This window comes from Pseudomonas sp. R32 (genome assembly GCF_009866705.1).
In the GTDB taxonomy this organism is placed as follows: domain Bacteria; phylum Pseudomonadota; class Gammaproteobacteria; order Pseudomonadales; family Pseudomonadaceae; genus Aquipseudomonas; species Aquipseudomonas donghuensis.
This window is the reverse complement of record NZ_CP019396.1, coordinates 4,010,275-4,026,038: the sequence shown is the minus strand read 5'-3', so window position 1 is coordinate 4,026,038 and position 15,764 is coordinate 4,010,275. Positions and strand designations below refer to the sequence as shown.

The following is a 15,764-nucleotide window of genomic DNA, read 5'->3' as shown; positions in this document are numbered from 1 at the left end:
GTGCATGAAAAGCTTGATGACCGGGCTGCTGGCGGCGTTCGCCCTGACAACAGGGGCGGGCGCGCAGGCCATGGGGCCGTTTCAGGTGTATGAGCAGGCGCTGCGCAAGGACCCGGTGTTCCTTGGCGCGCTCAAGGCCCGCGAAGCCGGGCAGGAAAACCGCGCCATTGGCCGCGCCGGTTTGCTGCCGAACCTGTCGTACAACTACAACAAGGGCCGCAACGATTCCAAGGCCCGCTACCTGGGCGACTCGCGGCGCGAGGATGAAGACCGTCACTACAACAGCTATGGCTCGAGCTTCATCCTCCAGCAGCCCTTGCTCGACTACGAAGCCTACACCAGCTACCGCAAGGGCGTGGCCCAGGCGCTGTTCGCCGACGAGGCGTTTCGCGACAAGAGCCAGGAGTTGCTGGTGCGGGTAATGACCAGCTATACCCAGGCGCTGTTTGCGCAAGACCAGATCAGCATCAGCGTAGCCAGCAAGCAGGCGTATCAACAGCAGTTCCAGCAGAACCAGCAACTGTTCCAGCAGGGCGAGGGTACCCGTACCGATATTCTCGAAGCCCAGGCCCGCTTTGAGCTGGCCGACGCCGAGGAGATCCAGGCGCGCAACGATCAGGACGCCGCCTTGCGTGAGCTGGGGGCATTGATCGGCGAACCCTCGGCACGCATCGACGAACTGGCGCCGCTCAACGACGGCTTTGCCTTGCTGGCGCTGCAACCGGCGACCTATGAGGCCTGGCATGAGCTGGCGCTGGCCAATAACCCGCAACTGGCATCCCAGCGCCAGGCCCTGGAGGTGGCCGAATACGAAGTGGAACGCAACCGTGCCGGGCACCTGCCCAAAGTCACCGCCTACGCTACATCGCGGCAAATGCAGTCTGACAGTGGCAACACCTACAACCAGCGCTACGACACCAACACCATCGGCATCGAAGTCAGCCTGCCGTTGTTTGCCGGTGGCGGGGTGTCGGCGGCCACCCGTCAGGCCAGCCGCAACCTGGAGCAGGCCGAATACGAACTGGACGGCAACACCCGGGCAACCCTGATCGAGTTGCGCCGCCAGTACAACGCCTGCCAGTCGGGCGTCAGCCGCCTGCGCGCCTATCAGCGGGCGCTGACCTCGGCCGAGGCGTTGGTACAGTCGACCCGCCAGAGCGTGCTGGGGGGGGAGCGGGTCAACCTCGATGTGCTCAATGCCGAGCAGCAGTTGGCGACCACCCGCCGCGACCTGGCCCAGGCCCGCTACGACTACCTGCTGGCCTGGGTCAAGCTGCATTACTACGCCGGGACCCTGCGCGAAGAGCACCTGGCCCGGGTCGATGAGGCCTTTGTACGCCGTTAGGCGGTACGCAGGCGCACGGCGCGCTGGCGTTCGGCCAGGCCCCAGACCAGCAAGGCCAGGGCGCCGATGCTCAGACCGGCGATGACAATACCGTCCCAGCCGTAGCGCTGGAACAGTTGCGTACCGAGCAGCGAGCCGAGTGCACCGCCGATGAAGTAGCAGGTGATGTAGCCGGCATTCAGGCGGTTGCGGGCTTCCGGGCGCAGGGCAATCACGGCATTCTGGTTGCTCACGTGCACCAGTTGAACCGCCAGGTCGAGCAACAGCACACCGAGCAACAGTGCCGCCAGCGACGACTGTGCATAGGCCAGCGGCACCCATGAGAGCAGCAAGGCCAGCAAGCCTACCGTGGTGCCCAGCGGGCCTTTGCCACGGTCGGCCAGGCGCCCGGCCCAGTTGGCCGACAGGGCACCGGCGGCACCAGCCAGGCCGAACAGTCCGATCACGGCGTCAGAGAAATGGTAGGGCTCGGCCGACAAGAGAAACGCCAGCGGGGTCCAGAACAGGGCAAACAAACTAAACGACAACAGGCCCAGCAACGAGCGCAAGCGCAGGATCGGCTCGTCAACGAACAGGCGGAACACCGAGCCGAGCAGCGCTGGATAGCTGAGCCCGGCGTGCTGATGACGCTCGGGCAGGGCGCGGAACAAGGCGATCGCCGACAGCCCCATCAACGCCGCAGCCAGCAGGTAGATGCTGCGCCAGCTGCCCAGTTCGGCCATGAAGCCGGCTGCGGTGCGCGCCAGCAGGATGCCCAGCAGCAACCCGCTCATCAGCGTGCCGACGACTCGCCCGCGCTGCGCTGGATCACTGAGGCCGGCGGCCATCGGCACCAGCACCTGAGCGACTACCGAGAACAGGCCGGTGAGGGTGGTGCCGATCAGCAGCCATGCCAGGCTGGGCGAAAAGGCGCTGATCAGCAGGCCCAGGGTGCTGATGGCGATCATGCTGACGATCAGTTTGCGCTGTTCGAACAGGTCGCCCAGAGGGGCCAGCAACAACAGGCCGGCGCCGTAGCTCAGCTGTGCGGCGATGACGATGGCCCCGGCGCTGGCGGTGGTCAGGCCGAAGTGCTCGGCGATGCTGTGCAGCAAGGGTTGGGCGTAATAGTTGCTGGCGACGGCAAGGCCCGTGGCGGTCGCCATCAGCAGAATCAGGCCGCGGCTCAGGGTGTGGCTGGAAGAGGTCATGGACCGTCTCGATCAGTGGCAGTTGGGAAGTGACAGTATCGGAAATACGCTAGCATGACGCCAATGTATCGTTTTCATTCTATCCATCTTGAAAATAGATCAATCCATGAACCTCAAGCAGATTGAATATGCCCTGGCGGTGGTCGACACCGGTAGCTTTACCCGTGCCGCCGAGCGCTGCCATGTGGTGCAGTCGGCCTTGAGCCACCAGATTGCCAGGCTGGAAGAAACCCTCGGCGTCAGCCTGTTCGAGCGTAGCTCGCGGCGCGTGCGCCTGACGCCGGCGGGCGAAGCCTTCGCGCAGAGTGCCCGGCCAGCGCTGGAAGCCACCCGGCGGATTGCCGAAGATGTCGCCGCGGCCTGTGGCGAAGTACGCGGGCAATTGTCCATCGGCGAGATCACCTCGCTGACCGAACTTGACCTGGTCGATCTGCTGGCCGATTTTCATGCTCAGCACCCGTTGGTGGATATCCGCTGGCTGATGGCCAAGAGCGAGTTGCTCATTGCCGATGTGCGCGAACGGCGCCTGGACGTGGGCTTTATCGGGGTTTGGCCGGGCGAGCGGCTGGACGGCGTCGAGTACCGCCTGCTGGCCGAAGAGGAACTGGTGGCGGTCATGGCCGTCGAGCATCCCTTGGCGGGTGCCGCGCGCTTGTCTCTGGTTGATCTCCAGGCCCAGCCACTGGTGGATTTTCCGGCCGGTAGCGGCGCCCGCCGGCAAACCGACGAGGCCTTTGCCGCCGCCGGCGTGCGTCATCGGGTGCAGTTCGAGGTGACCAATATCCGCCTGGTGGAGAAGTTTGCCAAACGCGGCCTTGCCATCGGCCTGGTGCCGGCGCGAATTGCCAACAGCTTCAACGGCGTGATGTCGGTGGCAATCGAGGATGCGCCGGTGCGTCACGTGTATGCGATCTGGTCGATGCACCCGACCCCGGCCGCCAGGGCCTTTGCCCAGCTGATTGAACAGCGCCTGGCGGTCAGGGATGGCCATTGACCCGCCTCAGGCCGCGAAGCCGCCGTCGATGCTCAGGCTGGCACCGGTAATGTAGGCTGCCTCGGGGCCGGCCAGGTAGGCGACGAAGCTGGCAATCTCGTCGACATGACCGTAGCGACCCACGGCCATCAAGCCCATCAGGCTTTCGGCGAATTCGCCTTGGGCCGGGTTCATGTCGGTGTCCACCGGGCCCGGCTGGACATTGTTGATGGTGATGCCCAGCGGCCCGAGGTCACGGGCCAGGCCGCGAGTCAGGCCGACCAACGCCGATTTGCTCATGGCATAAGGGCCGCCACCGGCGAAGGGCATGCGTTCGGCATTGGTGCTGCCGATGTTGATGATCCGCCCGCCCTGGCCCATGTGCCGGACGGCCGCTTGCGTGGCCACGAAGACGCTGCGCACGTTCACCGCCAGGGTGCGGTCGAAGTCCTCCAGGCTGAAGTCCGCAAGCGGCCCCACCGCCAGAACCCCGGCATTGTTGACCAGAATATCCAGGCGACCGAACGCTTCAACAGTGCTTTGCACCGCCTGCTGCACAGCGCTGGCATCGGCACTGTCGGCCTTGATGGCCAGGGCCTTGCCGCCGGCGGCGATGATGCTCTGTTGCAGGGCGTCGGCCTGGGCCGTGGCGTTGGCATAGGTGAAGGCGACACTGGCGCCTTCGGCGGCCAGGCGTTTGACGATGGCGGCGCCGATACCGCGCGAACCGCCCTGGATCAGGGCTACTTTGCCGTGGAGGCTGGATTGGGTCGACATGCTGTGCTCCCGAAAGAACAAGGCTGGATGCCTTGGATGGGGCTCAGTATCGGCCGCTGATTACCCTGTCGGTAGCCAGTAATCGCTATAGTCTGTGTAAACCAGAAGTATGGAATCATCGGTATGGAATCCTTCAGCAGCATCGAGTGTTTTGTCCGCAGCGCCGAAGTCGGCAGCTTTGCCGAAGCGGCGCGGCGCCTGAGCCTGACCCCGGCGGCGGTGGGCAAGAACGTCGCCCGGCTGGAGGCGCGCCTGGGCGTGCGCTTGTTTCAGCGCAGTACCCGGCGCTTGACCCTGACCGAGGCCGGGCAGCGCTTTCTCGGCGAGGTGGCGGCGAGTTTTCAGACCATCCAGTACGCCGTGGCTAACCTGGCCAGTGCCGAAGGGCAACCGGCCGGCACCCTGAGGGTGAGCATGGGCACGGTGTTCGGCCGCTTGTACATCGTGCCGCTGCTGGCCGAGTTCCTGCGGCGCTATCCGGCAATCAGCCCTGACTGGCATTTCGATAACCGTCAGGTCGACCTGATTGGCCAGGGCTTTGATGCGGCCATTGGCGGTGGCTTCGACCTGCCCCAGGGCGTGGTGGCGCGCAAGCTGACCCCGGCGCACCGGATTCTGGTGGCGGCGCCGACGTACTTGCAGCAGCATCCGCCCATTACCCAGCCCGCCGATTTGCACGCGCTGGACGGCATCCTCATTCGTTCTCCGCAGACCGGGCGGGTACGTTCCTGGCCGTTGACCAGCCGCGAGCGGGAGCAGAGCCCTTTGAGCTTGCGTTTGCGCATGACCATGAGTGACTCGGAGGCAGCCTGTGCGGCGGCGGAGCAGGGCCTGGGCGTGGCGCTGGTGAGCATGCCGTTCGCCGTGCCGTACCTGCAGGCTGGCCGGCTGCTGCGGGTGTTGCCGGACTGGTATGTGGACGACGGCAATATCTCGCTGTACTACACCGAGCACAAATTGCTACCGGGCAAGACCCGGGCGTTTGTCGATTTTGTCATCGAGCAGTTTGCCCGGCAGGGGTTGGCGCAGCGGTTTGATGCGTTGGGTTCCTTGTGAAGGGGGCTGCGCAGCCTTGCCGATCACAGCACTTTAAGGATGTAATAACTCTGGCATACCCCGCCGAGCACCAGGCTCACCTCATCCTCTTCAACCTTGCCGATCAAACGTTGCCCCAGTGGCGAGCGCGGGGTGATCACCGTGACCAGTTGCGCCCCCTGGCCAATCTTCAGCCCGGCGCCTTCGGGCCCTAGAAACAGCTGCTGGCAAGTGCCGTTTTCGGCCTCGAGGGTCACCAGGTTGCTGACCTGGATCCCGCGTTGCGGGTCATAGTCGCGCAGCAACAAGTGCTGGTACGCCGCCCGCGCCTGGCGGATTTCCTCCATGCGCCGGGCTTGCCCGGTGGCCAGGTACGACGCTTCAAGGCCCAGGGTGTCGTACTTGTTCTCGGCGATGTTCTCTTCGGCGGTGGCCGCTTCATAGGCGGTTTGCGCGGCGCGCTGGGCGACATCCAGATCAAAGCTCAGGGTATCGATGATGCGTTGCAGCAGGTCGGCTTTGGTCATGGGCTCAGCTGCAGAATTCAAGAACGAGGGCACGGCTTTTTTCGGTCGGCGCGGTGCGGTTCTGTTGCAGCCAGAACTGGCATTTGGGGTTGGACAGATTGCGCAGGCTGCCTTGCGCCTGCTCTTCGGCCTGCTGTACTTGCTGGTTGCGCAGGATCTGTTTGTATTGCTCGAACATCTGCTTTTGCGAGTCGGCTGTCTCCGGCGACGCCGGCGCCGTGGCTGGCGGCGCCAGCACCTGGCCGATCGGCTGCACCGTCGCTGGCAGCAGGCGCCCGGCCAGCCACAGGCTCAGGGCAATAGCCACAGCGCCAAGCCACAGGCCTAGCGCAATGCACAGGATCAGTTGCAGGGGTTTTAGGGTGATCTTCAATTCGCGAGGGCGGGGCATGATGGCCTCCTGGCCAGGACACGGGTTGCCATTGTCGCACGGTGCAACGGATTTTTTTCGTGCCACGCTTTTGTCAGTGATGATTTACCCGGACAATCGGCGCTTTTTCCAAGGGGCCAGCGATGAAAGCGCGGTGGGACATCTTCTGTTGTGTCGTCGATAACTACGGCGACATCGGCGTGACCTGGCGCCTGGCCCGGCAACTGGTGGCCGAGCAGGGCCTGGCGGTGCGCCTGTGGGTGGATGACCTGAAGGCGTTCGTGCGTATCTGCCCCGAAGCCCAGGCCGACGTCGCCCAGCAATGGCAGCAGGGCGTGGATGTGCGCCAATGGCCTTCCGATTGGCAGAACACTTCGGTAGCTGATGTGGTGATTGGCGCTTTCGCCTGTCAGCTACCGCCTGCCTATGTGCAGGCCATGCTCGAACAACCCCGTGCGCCATTGTGGTTGAACCTGGACTACCTCAGCGCTGAAGACTGGGTCGAAGGTTGCCATGGCTTGCCGTCGCCCCAGGCCAATGGCTTGCGCAAGGTGTTTTTCTTCCCAGGCTTTACCGCCAAGACCGGCGGCTTGCTGCGTGAGGCGAGCTTGCTGCCACGTCGCCAGGCGTTTGAGCAGGACCCGGCCGCACGCAAGGCGTTTCTGCAGGGGCTAGGTGTAACGCCAGAACGCAATGCCCGGCTGATTTCGCTGTTCGCCTACGAAAACCCCGGCGTCGCCAGCTGGCTGGATGCCCTGGCTGCCGACTGCCGCGCCAATCACCTGCTGGTGCCCGAAGGCCGGGTGCTGGGCGACGTTCAGGCCTGGCTCGGCGAGCAGGCGCTGAGCGTAGGCAGCATTGCCCGGCGCGGTGCCTTGACCGTGCAGATCCTGCCTTTCGTCAGCCAGGACGATTACGACCGGCTGCTCTGGTGCTGCGATTTCAACGCGGTGCGTGGCGAAGATTCGTTCGTCCGCGCGCAATGGGCCGCACGGCCGCTGCTCTGGCATATCTATGTGCAGGAAGAGTATGCCCACTGGGAAAAACTCGAAGCGTTTCTCGATCTGTACATCCAGGGATTGTCCGCGCCCGCCGGGGCCGCGCTGGTACAATTGTGGCGTGCCTGGAACATGGACAACGACATGGGCCAGGCCTGGCAACAGGTGCTGGCGCACTGGGACGAGCTGGACCAGCACGCCCGCCGCTGGAGCGCGGTGCAAGCCGCTCAGCCGGACCTTGCCACGGCGCTGGTACAGTTTTACCGAAATTGGCTATGATATGCGGCCTCGATTTTTGTAAATCCATCCAAATTCGGATATCTCGCAATGAAAACTGGTAAAGAGCTGAAACCCGGTACCGTACTGCGGATCGACAACGACCCGTGGCTGGTTCAGAAAACTGAATTCACCAAGTCGGGCCGTAACAGCGCGATCATGAAGACCAAGCTGAAGAACCTGCTGACCGGCTACAAGACCGAGACCGTTTACGGTGCGGACGACAAGCTGGACGACGTGATCCTGGATCGCAAAGAAGCGACCCTGTCGTTTATCAGCGGTGACTCGTTCACCTTCATGGACACCACCGACTACACCATGTACGAACTGAACGCCGAAGACATCGAGGCCGTTCTGCCGTACATCGAAGAAGGCATGGAAGACGTCTGCGAAGCCGTATTCTTCGAAGGCCGCCTGGTATCGGTAGAACTGCCGACCACCATCAGCCGTCAGGTTGTCTACACCGAGAACGCTGCTCGCGGCGACACCTCGGGCAAGGTCATGAAACCTGCCAAGCTGAAAAACGGCACTGAAATCAGCGTTGCTGACTTCATCCAGATCGACGAGTGGATCGATATCGACACCCGCGACAACAGCTTCAAGGGCCGTTCCAAGAAGTAATTCTTGCGCCCATGAAAAACCCGGCCTTGGCCGGGTTTTTTTATGCCTGGTGTTTTATCGCTCAGACAGTGACATGCAAGCGTACATCGACGTTGCCACGGGTGGCATTGGAGTACGGGCAAACCTGGTGGGCAGCTTCAACCAGTTGCTCTGCCTCAGCCTGTTCCAGCCCCGGCAGGTCGATGTTCAGGTCGATATCCAGACCGAAGCCACCCGGAATCTGGCCAATACCAACCTTGGCAGTGATCGAGCTCTCGGCTGGCAGGGCCTTTTTCTGCTGGCCGGCAACGAACTTCAGGGCGCCGATAAAGCAGGCCGAGTAGCCGGCGGCAAACAGTTGCTCGGGGTTGGTGCCGTCGCCACCTGCGCCGCCCAGTTCTTTGGGGGTGCTCAGCTTGACTTCCAGCTTGCCGTCGCTGGAGCGCGAACTGCCGTCGCGGCCACCGGTGGATTTGGCTTGGGCAATGTACAGCGGAGTGACCTTTTGCATGATGAGCCTCGCTTGTGGGTTGCGCCGCGGCGCTGAGTGGGTACGGGAATTAAATTAGCGCGCAATTATTTAGTGCGCAAGATAATTTTCGGCTGACCTACCAACGGTCATTTCTCAGCATAGCGCTCAGAGGTTTTTTTGCAGGTTGGCGCGCAGTTCCAGCAAATCGGCCTGCAGCTGTTGCAGGCGTTCGAGGTTCTCGCCGCTGGCGGCCAGAATGCAGTGGGGCACGTCTTTGGCCCGGGCTTGCAGGGCTCGGCCCTGATCGCTCAGTTGCACCAGCACCACCCGTTCATCTTCGCGGCTGCGGCTGCGCTTGAGCAGGCCTTCGGCTTCCAGGCGTTTGAGCAACGGTGTCAGAGAACCCGGATCGGTCAGCAGGCGCTGGCTGATCTCTCCGACGGTCAAACCGTCCTGTTCCCACAGCACCAGCATTGCCAGGTACTGTGGATAAGTCAGCCCGAGTTTGTGCAGCAGCGGTTTGTAGACCTTGGTCATCAGCAACGAAGTCGAGTGCAGGGCAAAGCACACCTGGTTGTCCAGGAGCAGTTCGTCGCAAGGAACAGGCGCTTTAGGGTCGGCGTTCATGCACATCCTTCAATGGGTTGGGTCCTTTAAATTTAGCACGCAGGTCATTAGCGCACTTACTGCCAGCGCAGCTCGCTTTGCAGCGCCAGGTCCCACGGCGGGATCGGGCTGAAGCGGTGCTTGAGGAATTCGAGCAGCAAACGGCTGCGAGAGTTCGTTTCATGTTCCAGGCGCAGGGCATAGATGCCGCTGCTTTCGGCGCTGGGCAGGCCGTTGTCACAGAATAGCGGCAGCAATTCGCCACGCAGCAGGTATTCGCTGATCAGCCAGGTGGGCAGGTGGGCAATGCCCAGGCCTGCCAGGGCGCCGAACAACAGGGTTTCGGCGTTGTTGGCACTCATGCGCATGCGGGTGGGGCGATACAGGCGCATCTGCCCCTCGACCGCGAAGCGCCAGGCGAAGGGCGGGGCCAGGCCGTCCCAGTCCAGGCCGTGGTGTTCGGGTAATTCAGCGGGGCTGGCGGGAATGCCGCGCTGGGCCAGGTAAGCGGGGCTGGCGCAGGCAATGCGGACCATGTAGGCCAGCGGTGTGGCCACCAGGCGGGTATCGGCCAGGGGCCCTGCGCGCAACACCAGGTCGACTTCGCCCAGGTGCGAGCCGTGCAGGTCGACGAAGCTGTCGATCAGGCGCAGTTGCACATCCAGCCCCGGATAGGCCACCAGAAAGTCGGCGATGGCCGGGGCCAGGTGGCGGCGGCCAAAGGCGGCCGGGGCGTCGATGCGGATCAGGCCTTCCGGGGCGTTGCTCAGCGATACCGCTTCAGCGCGGGCCAGGCGCAGCTCTTCGACAATCCTGCGGGCGCGTTCGGCAAAGGCATTACCCGCCGGGGTCGGCCGTACCGCATGGGTGCTGCGCACGAACAGGCGGCTGCCGACCGCGTTTTCCAGGGTGTCGATACGCCGCGCCACCGCCGAAGGCGTCAACGGATGGCGTCGGGCGGTGGCGGAGAAGCTGCCGGTTTCCAGTACATCAAGAAACAGGCTGAGTTGTTCGGTCAGGGCATCGGGGTTCATGCTGCAGTCTGCTTTTGCGTAAATAGCATAGCCATTGTGCGTTGCTGTGCGTTTCCCCGCTAGCACCAGCTCGGTAGCATGCACCGATTGGTATTTCAGAGAGACGGCAATGATCGAGTGGGCGATGTACATAGCGCTGGGCGCGGCACTGGGCACGGTGGGCGGGTTGTTCGGCATCGGTGGCGGGCTGATCGCGATTCCGGCGCTGGGGGTGTTGTTCGGCCTCGACCAGCAACTGGCCCAAGGCACCGCGCTGGTGATGGTGGTACCGAATGTGCTGCTGGCGCTGTGGCGGTATCACCAGCGAAATCGCATCGAACTCAAACATGCCTTGCCGCTGGCCGCGACCAGCTTTGTTTTCGCCTGGCTCGGTTCGATCTGGGCGGTGGGTGTGGATGCCCAGGCCATGCGCTTTGGCTTTGTGCTGTTCTTGGTGGCGCTGGCCGCCTGGAACCTGGCGCGGATGTTCATGCGTACGGCGCAGCCGTCCAGCGAGCTGCGCCAGCCCTGGCCGTGGCTGGGCGTGCTGGGCAGCGGCGCCGGGGTGCTGGGCGGCTTGTTCGGGGTCGGTGGGGCAGTGGTGGCGACCCCGGTGCTGACCAGCGTGTTCGGCACCACCCAGGTGGTTGCCCAGGGGTTGTCACTGGCCCTGGCAGCCCCCAGTACTGCCGTCACCTTGCTGACTTACGGCGTGCATCAGCATGTGCAGTGGAGCATGGGCATCCCGCTGGCTATCGGTGGCCTGCTGAGCATCAGCTGGGGTGTGAAACTGGCTCACGCCCTGCCGGAAAGAGTCCTGCGTTCACTGTTCTGTGGGTTTCTGGTGCTCTGTGCGGTGATGCTGGCCTTCAAGATCTGAAGCCTTCGATGATGTAGTCGGCCAGGCAGTCGGTCATTTCCGACTGCGTGGTGCGATTGCGCAGCAGCATGATGCTGGCGGTGGGCAAGGGTGGCAGGCCTTCGGCTTCGCCAATGATCTGCAGGTCGCTGGTGATCAGGCTCTGCAACTGCGCGGTGACCGCCAGGCCGGCACTGACCACGGCCATGATCGCCGCGGTGCTAGCGCTGGTGTAGGCGATCCGGTACTCCTTCTCGATGGCATCCAGGGCATTGCAGGCCCAGGTCCGGCAATAGCAATCGCAGTTGAACATCGCCAGCGGCAGAGGGTTGTGCTCATGCGGGCAGAAGCCCCGGGCTTGCACCCACACTGCGCGCTCGCGGCGCAGCAACTGGCCGATTTCGTTGCCCGGTTCGCGGGTGATGATGGTCAGGTCCAGATCCTGGCGTTGCATCAACTGCCGCGAGCTTTCGCAGTGCACTTCGACCTGAACCAACGGGTAGGCCTGGGCGAAACTGGACAGGATGCCCGGCAAAAAGCGCATGGCGTAGTCGTCCGGCGTACCGATGCGCACCACCCCGACCATGTGCGGCATGCGCAGGGTATTGAACACCTCGCCGTGCAGCTTGAGGATGCGCCGGGCGTAGCCGAGCAGCACCTGGCCCTCGGCAGTCAGGCGCACCTGGCGGCCATCGCGCTCGAACAGCTGGCGCTGGATGATGTCCTCCTCCAGGCGCTTCATCTGCATGCTCACCGCCGACTGGGTACGATTGACCACTTCGCCAGCACGGGTGAAGCCGCCGTGTTCGGCAATGGCGACGAAGGTGCGCAGCACGTCGGAATCGATACTCTGGTACTGGGACAAGGCATCAATCTCCTAGATGTATTACATAAGAAACATTCGTTAGATTGATCTTATGCCGGACCTGACACTGTCGTCATCCCAACAGGAGGGTAAGACGATGAAAGGTCAGAAATCGCTTGTTCTGCAGTACTCAACGTCCCAGCACAGCTGGTTTTACCAGCTCACCCACGTCGCGGCCCAACGGCTGATGCGTTGGCGCCAACTGCACCGCGAGCGCCGCGAACTGGCGCGCCTGAGCGATGCGGCACTGGACGATATCGGTCTTAGTCGGGCGGATATCCTGCGCGAGGTGGAGCGGCCATTCTGGGAGGATCCACTGAAAAAATGAGTCGCATCATCGAGGTGCCACGACTAGTGTAAGTGGGCTTGTTCACAAGGAGCCGGGCATGCCCACCACACAGTCCCTTTCCCTGGCCCAGGCGCGCCGCCTGGCACTGTCGGCACAAGGCTTCAACACTCGCCAGACAAGCGCGTCGATGGGGGCCGCGCAGCTGCAGCGGATGATCGAACGCCTGGGGGTGGTGCAGATCGACTCGGTCAATGCCCTGGTACGCTCCCACTACCTTCCGCTGTTTTCCCGTCTTGGCAGTTATCCACAGGCGCTGCTTGATCAACTGGCCTGGGGCCGCAACCGTCAACGCAAACTCTTCGAGTATTGGGGTCATGAGGCCTCGCTGCTGCCGCTTTCGCTGTACCCGTTGCTGCGCTGGCGCATGGACCGTGCGCGTCAGGGCCAGGGCATCTATCAACAGCTGGCGCGCTTTGGCCGCGAGCAGCAAGCGACCATCGCCCGGGTGCTGGCGGCGGTGACCGAACAGGGCGCTCTGGGCGCGGGCAGCCTGTCGACCCGCCAGGAGCGTGCCGGCCCGTGGTGGGACTGGAGCGCTGAAAAGCACGCGCTGGAGTGGCTGTTTGCCGCGGGATTGGTCAATGTCGCCGGTAGGCGCGGTTTCGAGCGCCTGTACGATTTACCCGAGCGGGTGCTGCCGGCGGCATTGCTTGAGCAACCGCCAATGAATGAGGCCGACGCGCAACGCGGACTGTTACTGCATGCCGCGGGTGCGTTGGGGGTGGCTGCCGAGAAGGACCTGCGAGACTACTTTCGCCTGGCCCCCGGCGATAGCCGCGCACGGCTGGCCGAGTTGGTCGAGGAGGGCGCATTGCAGGCCTGTGCGGTGCAGGGCTGGACGCAAGCGGCATACTGCCTGGGTTCGCCACGGGTGCCACGCAAGGTGAGCAGCAGCGCCTTGCTTTCGCCCTTTGACTCGCTGGTCTGGGAGCGGGAGCGCACCGAGCGTCTGTTTGATTTCCGCTACCGGTTGGAGATCTACACGCCTGCGCACAAGCGGGTGTATGGCTATTACGTGCTGCCGTTCCTGCACAACGAACGCATTGCCGCACGGGTCGACCTGCGTGCCGAGCGCGCTAACGATTGCCTGGCGGTACACGCGGTGCATGAAGAACAGGCGGGGCTGGATGAGGCGGGCATGCAGGCCCTGGCTGAAAGCCTGCAGCGCATGGCCGCCTGGCTGGGCCTGGCCGAGGTGCAGTTGAACTGCCCGCGTGCCAGCGCCGCACGCTTGCGCGAGGCGCTGGCACGCAGTGACCTCAGCGACGTACCTGCTTGAGGGTTTCGGCAATCAGGAAGGCCAGCTCCAGTGACTGATCGGCGTTCATCCGCGGGTCGCAATGGGTGTGGTAGCGGTCGGAGAGGGCGTCTTCGGTGATTGGCCGGGCGCCGCCGATGCACTCGGTGACGTTCTGCCCGGTCATTTCGATATGAATCCCCCCGGCATGGCTGCCTTCGGCCTGATGGACCTGGAAGAACTGCTTGACCTCGCTGAGGATCTGGGCGAAATCGCGGGTCTTGTAACCGCTGCTGGCCTTGATGGTGTTGGCGTGCATCGGGTCGCAGCTCCACAGCACCTGGCGCCCTTCGCGCTCGACGTTGCGGATCAGGGCCGGCAGATGTTCGCCGACCTTGTTCGCCCCCATGCGCACGATCAGGTTGAGGCGGCCGGGGTCGTTGTCCGGGTTGAGCACGTCGATCAGGCGAATCAGCTCTTCGCTGTTCATGCTCGGGCCGACCTTGACCCCGATCGGGTTGTTCACCCCGCGCAGGAACTCGACATGGGCGCCATCGAGCTGGCGGGTGCGGTCGCCGATCCAGAGCATGTGCGCCGAGCAGTCGTAATAGTCGTTGGTCAGGCTGTCGCGACGGACGAAGGCTTCTTCATAGTTCAGCAGCAGCGCTTCGTGGGCGGTGAAGAAGCTGGTTTCGCGCAACTGCGGCGAGCTGTCCAGGCCGCAGGCGCGCATGAAGGCCAGGGTTTCGTCGATGCGGTCAGCCAGCTGGCTGTACTTTTCTGCCAGCGCCGAGTTGGCGATGAAGTCCAGGTTCCACTTGTGTACCTGATGCAGGTCGGCGAAACCGCCCTGGGCAAAGGCGCGCAGCAGATTGAGGCTGGCAGTGGACTGGTGGTAGGCCTGCAGCAGGCGCTCCGGGTCCGGGATCCGGCTCTTTTCATCGAAGCCGATGCCGTTGACGATGTCGCCGCGGTAGGCCGGCAGGGTGACGCCGTCAATGGTTTCATCGCCTGCCGAGCGCGGCTTGGCGAACTGCCCGGCCATGCGCCCTACCTTGACCACCGGGCAACCGGCGGCAAAGGTCATGACAATGGCCATTTGCAGCAGCACCTTGAAGGTGTCACGAATCTTGGCTGCCGAGAACTCGGCGAAACTCTCGGCGCAATCGCCGCCTTGCAGCAGGAACGCGCGGCCCTGGGTGACCTCGGCGAACTGACGGCGCAGTTCCCGGGCCTCGCCGGCAAAGACCAGCGGCGGGTAGCTGGCCAGGGTCTGCTCGACCTTGAGCAGGTGCGCGGCATCGGGGTAGCTCGGTTGTTGCTGGATCGGCAGGGCGCGCCAGCTGTCAGGACTCCAGGGGTGGTTCATCACGGGCTCGATCTGGTCGGAAAAGGGCTGTCTGCCATGTTAACAGGTGCCACGTACCTTGTTGCACTGGCGCCATTGACGGACAATGGCGGTTTTTGCTTGGTACAGCGGCGCCTGCCGGGAGACAGCATGACAGAGGAACGGGTAGAGCGGCTGCTGGCCCAGGTCCACGATCAGTACGGCACCATCAGCGTGCTGGAAGTCGATGACTATCGCTTTCTCGAATTTGGCGAGGCGATCGAGCAGAGCTGTGTGTTCACCGCCGACCCGAGCTGGCTGGAGTACGACTACACCCGGGCCATGCTGATTGGCGCGCTGGCCCACCCCGAACCCGAGAGCGCGCTGTTTCTGGGCCTGGGGGCCGGTACCCTGACCCAGGCGTGCCTCAAGTTCCTGCCGCTGGAAGACGTCGAAGCCATCGAACTGCGCCCGGATGTGCCGCGCCTGGCCATCGAATACATGGGCCTGGATGATGATCCGCGCCTTTATATCCGCATTGGCGATGCGATGGAGCTGCTGGAAACCGCCGAGTCCGCTGACCTGATTTTCGTCGACCTGTACACCGATCATGGCCCGGGTGTTGCGCACCTGGCCTGGCGTTTTCTGGAGGATTGCCAGAAGCGTCTGAATCCCGGTGGCTGGCTGGTGATCAACCAATGGGCCAGCGATGACGGCAAGCCGTTGGGCGCTGCGTTGTTGCGCGGGCTCTACCATCGTCATTACTGGGAACTGCCGGTCAAGGAGGGTAACGTCATCCTCATGGTGCCGGCGGACCTTGAGCAGCAGCTCGATCTGCCCGGCCTCACCGCCAGGGCCGAGGCGCTGGCGCCACAACTGGGCTACTCGTTGCAACCGCTGATCGGCGCGATCCGCCCGGCGTCCTGAGGCGCGTCACTGGGTCAC

18 protein-coding genes are annotated in these 15,764 nt (G+C 63.5%); 9 read left to right on the top strand and 9 right to left on the bottom strand.

Annotated features, from left to right (window positions below; all coding sequences use genetic code 11):
* Positions 1-4 precede the first annotated feature (4 nt).
* Positions 5-1,345: a TolC family outer membrane protein gene (locus PspR32_RS18615; protein ID WP_442966899.1), complete on the top strand. Its 1,341-nt coding sequence runs from the start codon at positions 5-7 to the stop codon at positions 1,343-1,345.
* On the opposite strand, the gene PspR32_RS18610 is transcribed toward PspR32_RS18615, so the two are convergent.
* Positions 1,342-2,535 (bottom strand): MFS transporter, encoded by a 1,194-nt coding sequence (locus tag PspR32_RS18610; protein WP_036996509.1) that lies wholly within the window; start codon positions 2,533-2,535, stop codon positions 1,342-1,344. The two genes, PspR32_RS18615 and PspR32_RS18610, sit on opposite strands and share 4 nt — an antisense overlap.
* Positions 2,536-2,641: 106 nt before the next feature.
* Here PspR32_RS18610 and PspR32_RS18605 point away from each other — a divergent pair, with 106 nt between their 5' ends.
* On the top strand, positions 2,642-3,529 hold the full coding sequence (locus PspR32_RS18605; RefSeq protein ID WP_100782060.1) for a LysR family transcriptional regulator: 888 nt from the start codon (positions 2,642-2,644) through the stop codon (positions 3,527-3,529).
* Positions 3,530-3,535: 6 nt separating this feature from the next.
* On the opposite strand, the gene PspR32_RS18600 is transcribed toward PspR32_RS18605, so the two are convergent.
* On the bottom strand, positions 3,536-4,285 hold the full coding sequence (locus PspR32_RS18600) for a 3-oxoacyl-ACP reductase family protein (RefSeq protein ID WP_010226313.1): 750 nt from the start codon (positions 4,283-4,285) through the stop codon (positions 3,536-3,538).
* A gap of 117 nt (positions 4,286-4,402) precedes the next feature.
* Between PspR32_RS18600 and PspR32_RS18595 the strand changes: the two genes are divergently transcribed.
* Positions 4,403-5,341 (top strand): LysR family transcriptional regulator, encoded by a 939-nt coding sequence (locus PspR32_RS18595; RefSeq protein ID WP_159389405.1) that lies wholly within the window; start codon positions 4,403-4,405, stop codon positions 5,339-5,341.
* 23 nt (positions 5,342-5,364) lie between these two features.
* Here PspR32_RS18595 and PspR32_RS18590 read toward each other — a convergent pair whose 3' ends face one another.
* Positions 5,365-5,847, bottom strand: a complete 483-nt coding sequence (locus tag PspR32_RS18590; RefSeq protein ID WP_159389002.1) for a transcription elongation factor GreAB — start codon at positions 5,845-5,847, stop codon at positions 5,365-5,367.
* A gap of 4 nt (positions 5,848-5,851) precedes the next feature.
* Positions 5,852-6,238 (bottom strand): hypothetical protein, encoded by a 387-nt coding sequence (locus tag PspR32_RS18585; protein WP_159389001.1) that lies wholly within the window; start codon positions 6,236-6,238, stop codon positions 5,852-5,854.
* A gap of 122 nt (positions 6,239-6,360) precedes the next feature.
* On the opposite strand from PspR32_RS18585, the gene earP reads away from it, so the two are divergent.
* Together earP and efp are read left to right on the top strand one after the other, a co-directional pair.
* Positions 6,361-7,494 (top strand): elongation factor P maturation arginine rhamnosyltransferase EarP, encoded by a 1,134-nt coding sequence (gene earP, locus PspR32_RS18580; RefSeq protein WP_159389000.1) that lies wholly within the window; start codon positions 6,361-6,363, stop codon positions 7,492-7,494.
* A gap of 48 nt (positions 7,495-7,542) precedes the next feature.
* Positions 7,543-8,112, top strand: coding sequence for an elongation factor P (gene efp / locus PspR32_RS18575; RefSeq protein ID WP_010226307.1), 570 nt, complete (start codon positions 7,543-7,545; stop codon positions 8,110-8,112).
* Between the two features lie 61 nt (positions 8,113-8,173).
* On the opposite strand, the gene PspR32_RS18570 is transcribed toward efp, so the two are convergent.
* From PspR32_RS18570 to PspR32_RS18560, 3 genes are all read right to left on the bottom strand, one after another.
* Positions 8,174-8,602 carry an organic hydroperoxide resistance protein gene (locus PspR32_RS18570; protein WP_010226306.1) on the bottom strand — a complete coding sequence of 143 codons (429 nt, stop codon included), beginning with the start codon at positions 8,600-8,602 and terminating at the stop codon, positions 8,174-8,176.
* 126 nt (positions 8,603-8,728) lie between these two features.
* On the bottom strand, positions 8,729-9,190 hold the full coding sequence (locus PspR32_RS18565) for a MarR family winged helix-turn-helix transcriptional regulator (protein WP_010226305.1): 462 nt from the start codon (positions 9,188-9,190) through the stop codon (positions 8,729-8,731).
* A gap of 56 nt (positions 9,191-9,246) precedes the next feature.
* Positions 9,247-10,203: a LysR family transcriptional regulator gene (locus PspR32_RS18560; RefSeq protein ID WP_010226304.1), complete on the bottom strand. Its 957-nt coding sequence runs from the start codon at positions 10,201-10,203 to the stop codon at positions 9,247-9,249.
* Positions 10,204-10,312: 109 nt separating this feature from the next.
* Between PspR32_RS18560 and PspR32_RS18555 the strand changes: the two genes are divergently transcribed.
* Positions 10,313-11,062, top strand: a complete 750-nt coding sequence (locus tag PspR32_RS18555; RefSeq protein WP_010226303.1) for a sulfite exporter TauE/SafE family protein — start codon at positions 10,313-10,315, stop codon at positions 11,060-11,062.
* Here the strand turns inward: PspR32_RS18555 and PspR32_RS18550 are convergent.
* On the bottom strand, positions 11,052-11,906 hold the full coding sequence (locus PspR32_RS18550) for a LysR family transcriptional regulator (RefSeq protein ID WP_010226302.1): 855 nt from the start codon (positions 11,904-11,906) through the stop codon (positions 11,052-11,054). The genes PspR32_RS18555 and PspR32_RS18550 overlap by 11 nt on opposite strands.
* 97 nt (positions 11,907-12,003) lie before the next feature.
* Between PspR32_RS18550 and PspR32_RS18545 the strand changes: the two genes are divergently transcribed.
* The gene (locus PspR32_RS18545) at positions 12,004-12,234 is read left to right on the top strand and encodes a DUF1127 domain-containing protein (protein ID WP_010226301.1); all 231 of its coding nucleotides are present in this window, start codon (positions 12,004-12,006) and stop codon (positions 12,232-12,234) included.
* A 58-nt stretch (positions 12,235-12,292) separates the two neighbouring features.
* Entirely contained in the window at positions 12,293-13,534 is a 1,242-nt protein-coding gene (locus PspR32_RS18540; RefSeq protein WP_159388999.1) for a winged helix-turn-helix domain-containing protein, read from the top strand.
* Here PspR32_RS18540 and PspR32_RS18535 read toward each other — a convergent pair.
* The gene (locus PspR32_RS18535; protein ID WP_010226298.1) at positions 13,515-14,861 is read right to left on the bottom strand and encodes a class II 3-deoxy-7-phosphoheptulonate synthase; all 1,347 of its coding nucleotides are present in this window, start codon (positions 14,859-14,861) and stop codon (positions 13,515-13,517) included. The two genes, PspR32_RS18540 and PspR32_RS18535, sit on opposite strands and share 20 nt — an antisense overlap.
* A 129-nt stretch (positions 14,862-14,990) precedes the next feature.
* On the opposite strand from PspR32_RS18535, the gene PspR32_RS18530 reads away from it, so the two are divergent.
* Positions 14,991-15,746 carry a spermidine synthase gene (locus tag PspR32_RS18530; protein ID WP_159388998.1) on the top strand — a complete coding sequence of 252 codons (756 nt, stop codon included), beginning with the start codon at positions 14,991-14,993 and terminating at the stop codon, positions 15,744-15,746.
* The last annotated feature ends 18 nt before the right edge of the window (positions 15,747-15,764 follow it).

Excerpts from the sequence above, each read along its gene's own strand:
- PspR32_RS18615 (WP_442966899.1), top strand. The coding sequence starts at position 5 with ATGAAAAGCTTGATGACCGGGCTGCTGGCGGCGTTCGCCCTGACAACA.
- PspR32_RS18610 (WP_036996509.1), bottom strand. The coding sequence starts at position 2,535 with ATGACCTCTTCCAGCCACACCCTGAGCCGCGGCCTGATTCTGCTGATG.
- PspR32_RS18605 (WP_100782060.1), top strand. The coding sequence starts at position 2,642 with ATGAACCTCAAGCAGATTGAATATGCCCTGGCGGTGGTCGACACCGGT.
- PspR32_RS18600 (WP_010226313.1), bottom strand. The coding sequence starts at position 4,285 with ATGTCGACCCAATCCAGCCTCCACGGCAAAGTAGCCCTGATCCAGGGC.
- PspR32_RS18590 (WP_159389002.1), bottom strand. The coding sequence starts at position 5,847 with ATGACCAAAGCCGACCTGCTGCAACGCATCATCGATACCCTGAGCTTT.
- PspR32_RS18585 (WP_159389001.1), bottom strand. The coding sequence starts at position 6,238 with ATGCCCCGCCCTCGCGAATTGAAGATCACCCTAAAACCCCTGCAACTG.
- earP (WP_159389000.1), top strand. The coding sequence starts at position 6,361 with ATGAAAGCGCGGTGGGACATCTTCTGTTGTGTCGTCGATAACTACGGC.
- efp (WP_010226307.1), top strand. The coding sequence starts at position 7,543 with ATGAAAACTGGTAAAGAGCTGAAACCCGGTACCGTACTGCGGATCGAC.
- PspR32_RS18570 (WP_010226306.1), bottom strand. The coding sequence starts at position 8,602 with ATGCAAAAGGTCACTCCGCTGTACATTGCCCAAGCCAAATCCACCGGT.
- PspR32_RS18565 (WP_010226305.1), bottom strand. The coding sequence starts at position 9,190 with ATGAACGCCGACCCTAAAGCGCCTGTTCCTTGCGACGAACTGCTCCTG.
- PspR32_RS18560 (WP_010226304.1), bottom strand. The coding sequence starts at position 10,203 with ATGAACCCCGATGCCCTGACCGAACAACTCAGCCTGTTTCTTGATGTA.
- PspR32_RS18555 (WP_010226303.1), top strand. The coding sequence starts at position 10,313 with ATGATCGAGTGGGCGATGTACATAGCGCTGGGCGCGGCACTGGGCACG.
- PspR32_RS18545 (WP_010226301.1), top strand. The coding sequence starts at position 12,004 with ATGAAAGGTCAGAAATCGCTTGTTCTGCAGTACTCAACGTCCCAGCAC.
- PspR32_RS18540 (WP_159388999.1), top strand. The coding sequence starts at position 12,293 with ATGCCCACCACACAGTCCCTTTCCCTGGCCCAGGCGCGCCGCCTGGCA.
- PspR32_RS18535 (WP_010226298.1), bottom strand. The coding sequence starts at position 14,861 with ATGAACCACCCCTGGAGTCCTGACAGCTGGCGCGCCCTGCCGATCCAG.
- PspR32_RS18530 (WP_159388998.1), top strand. The coding sequence starts at position 14,991 with ATGACAGAGGAACGGGTAGAGCGGCTGCTGGCCCAGGTCCACGATCAG.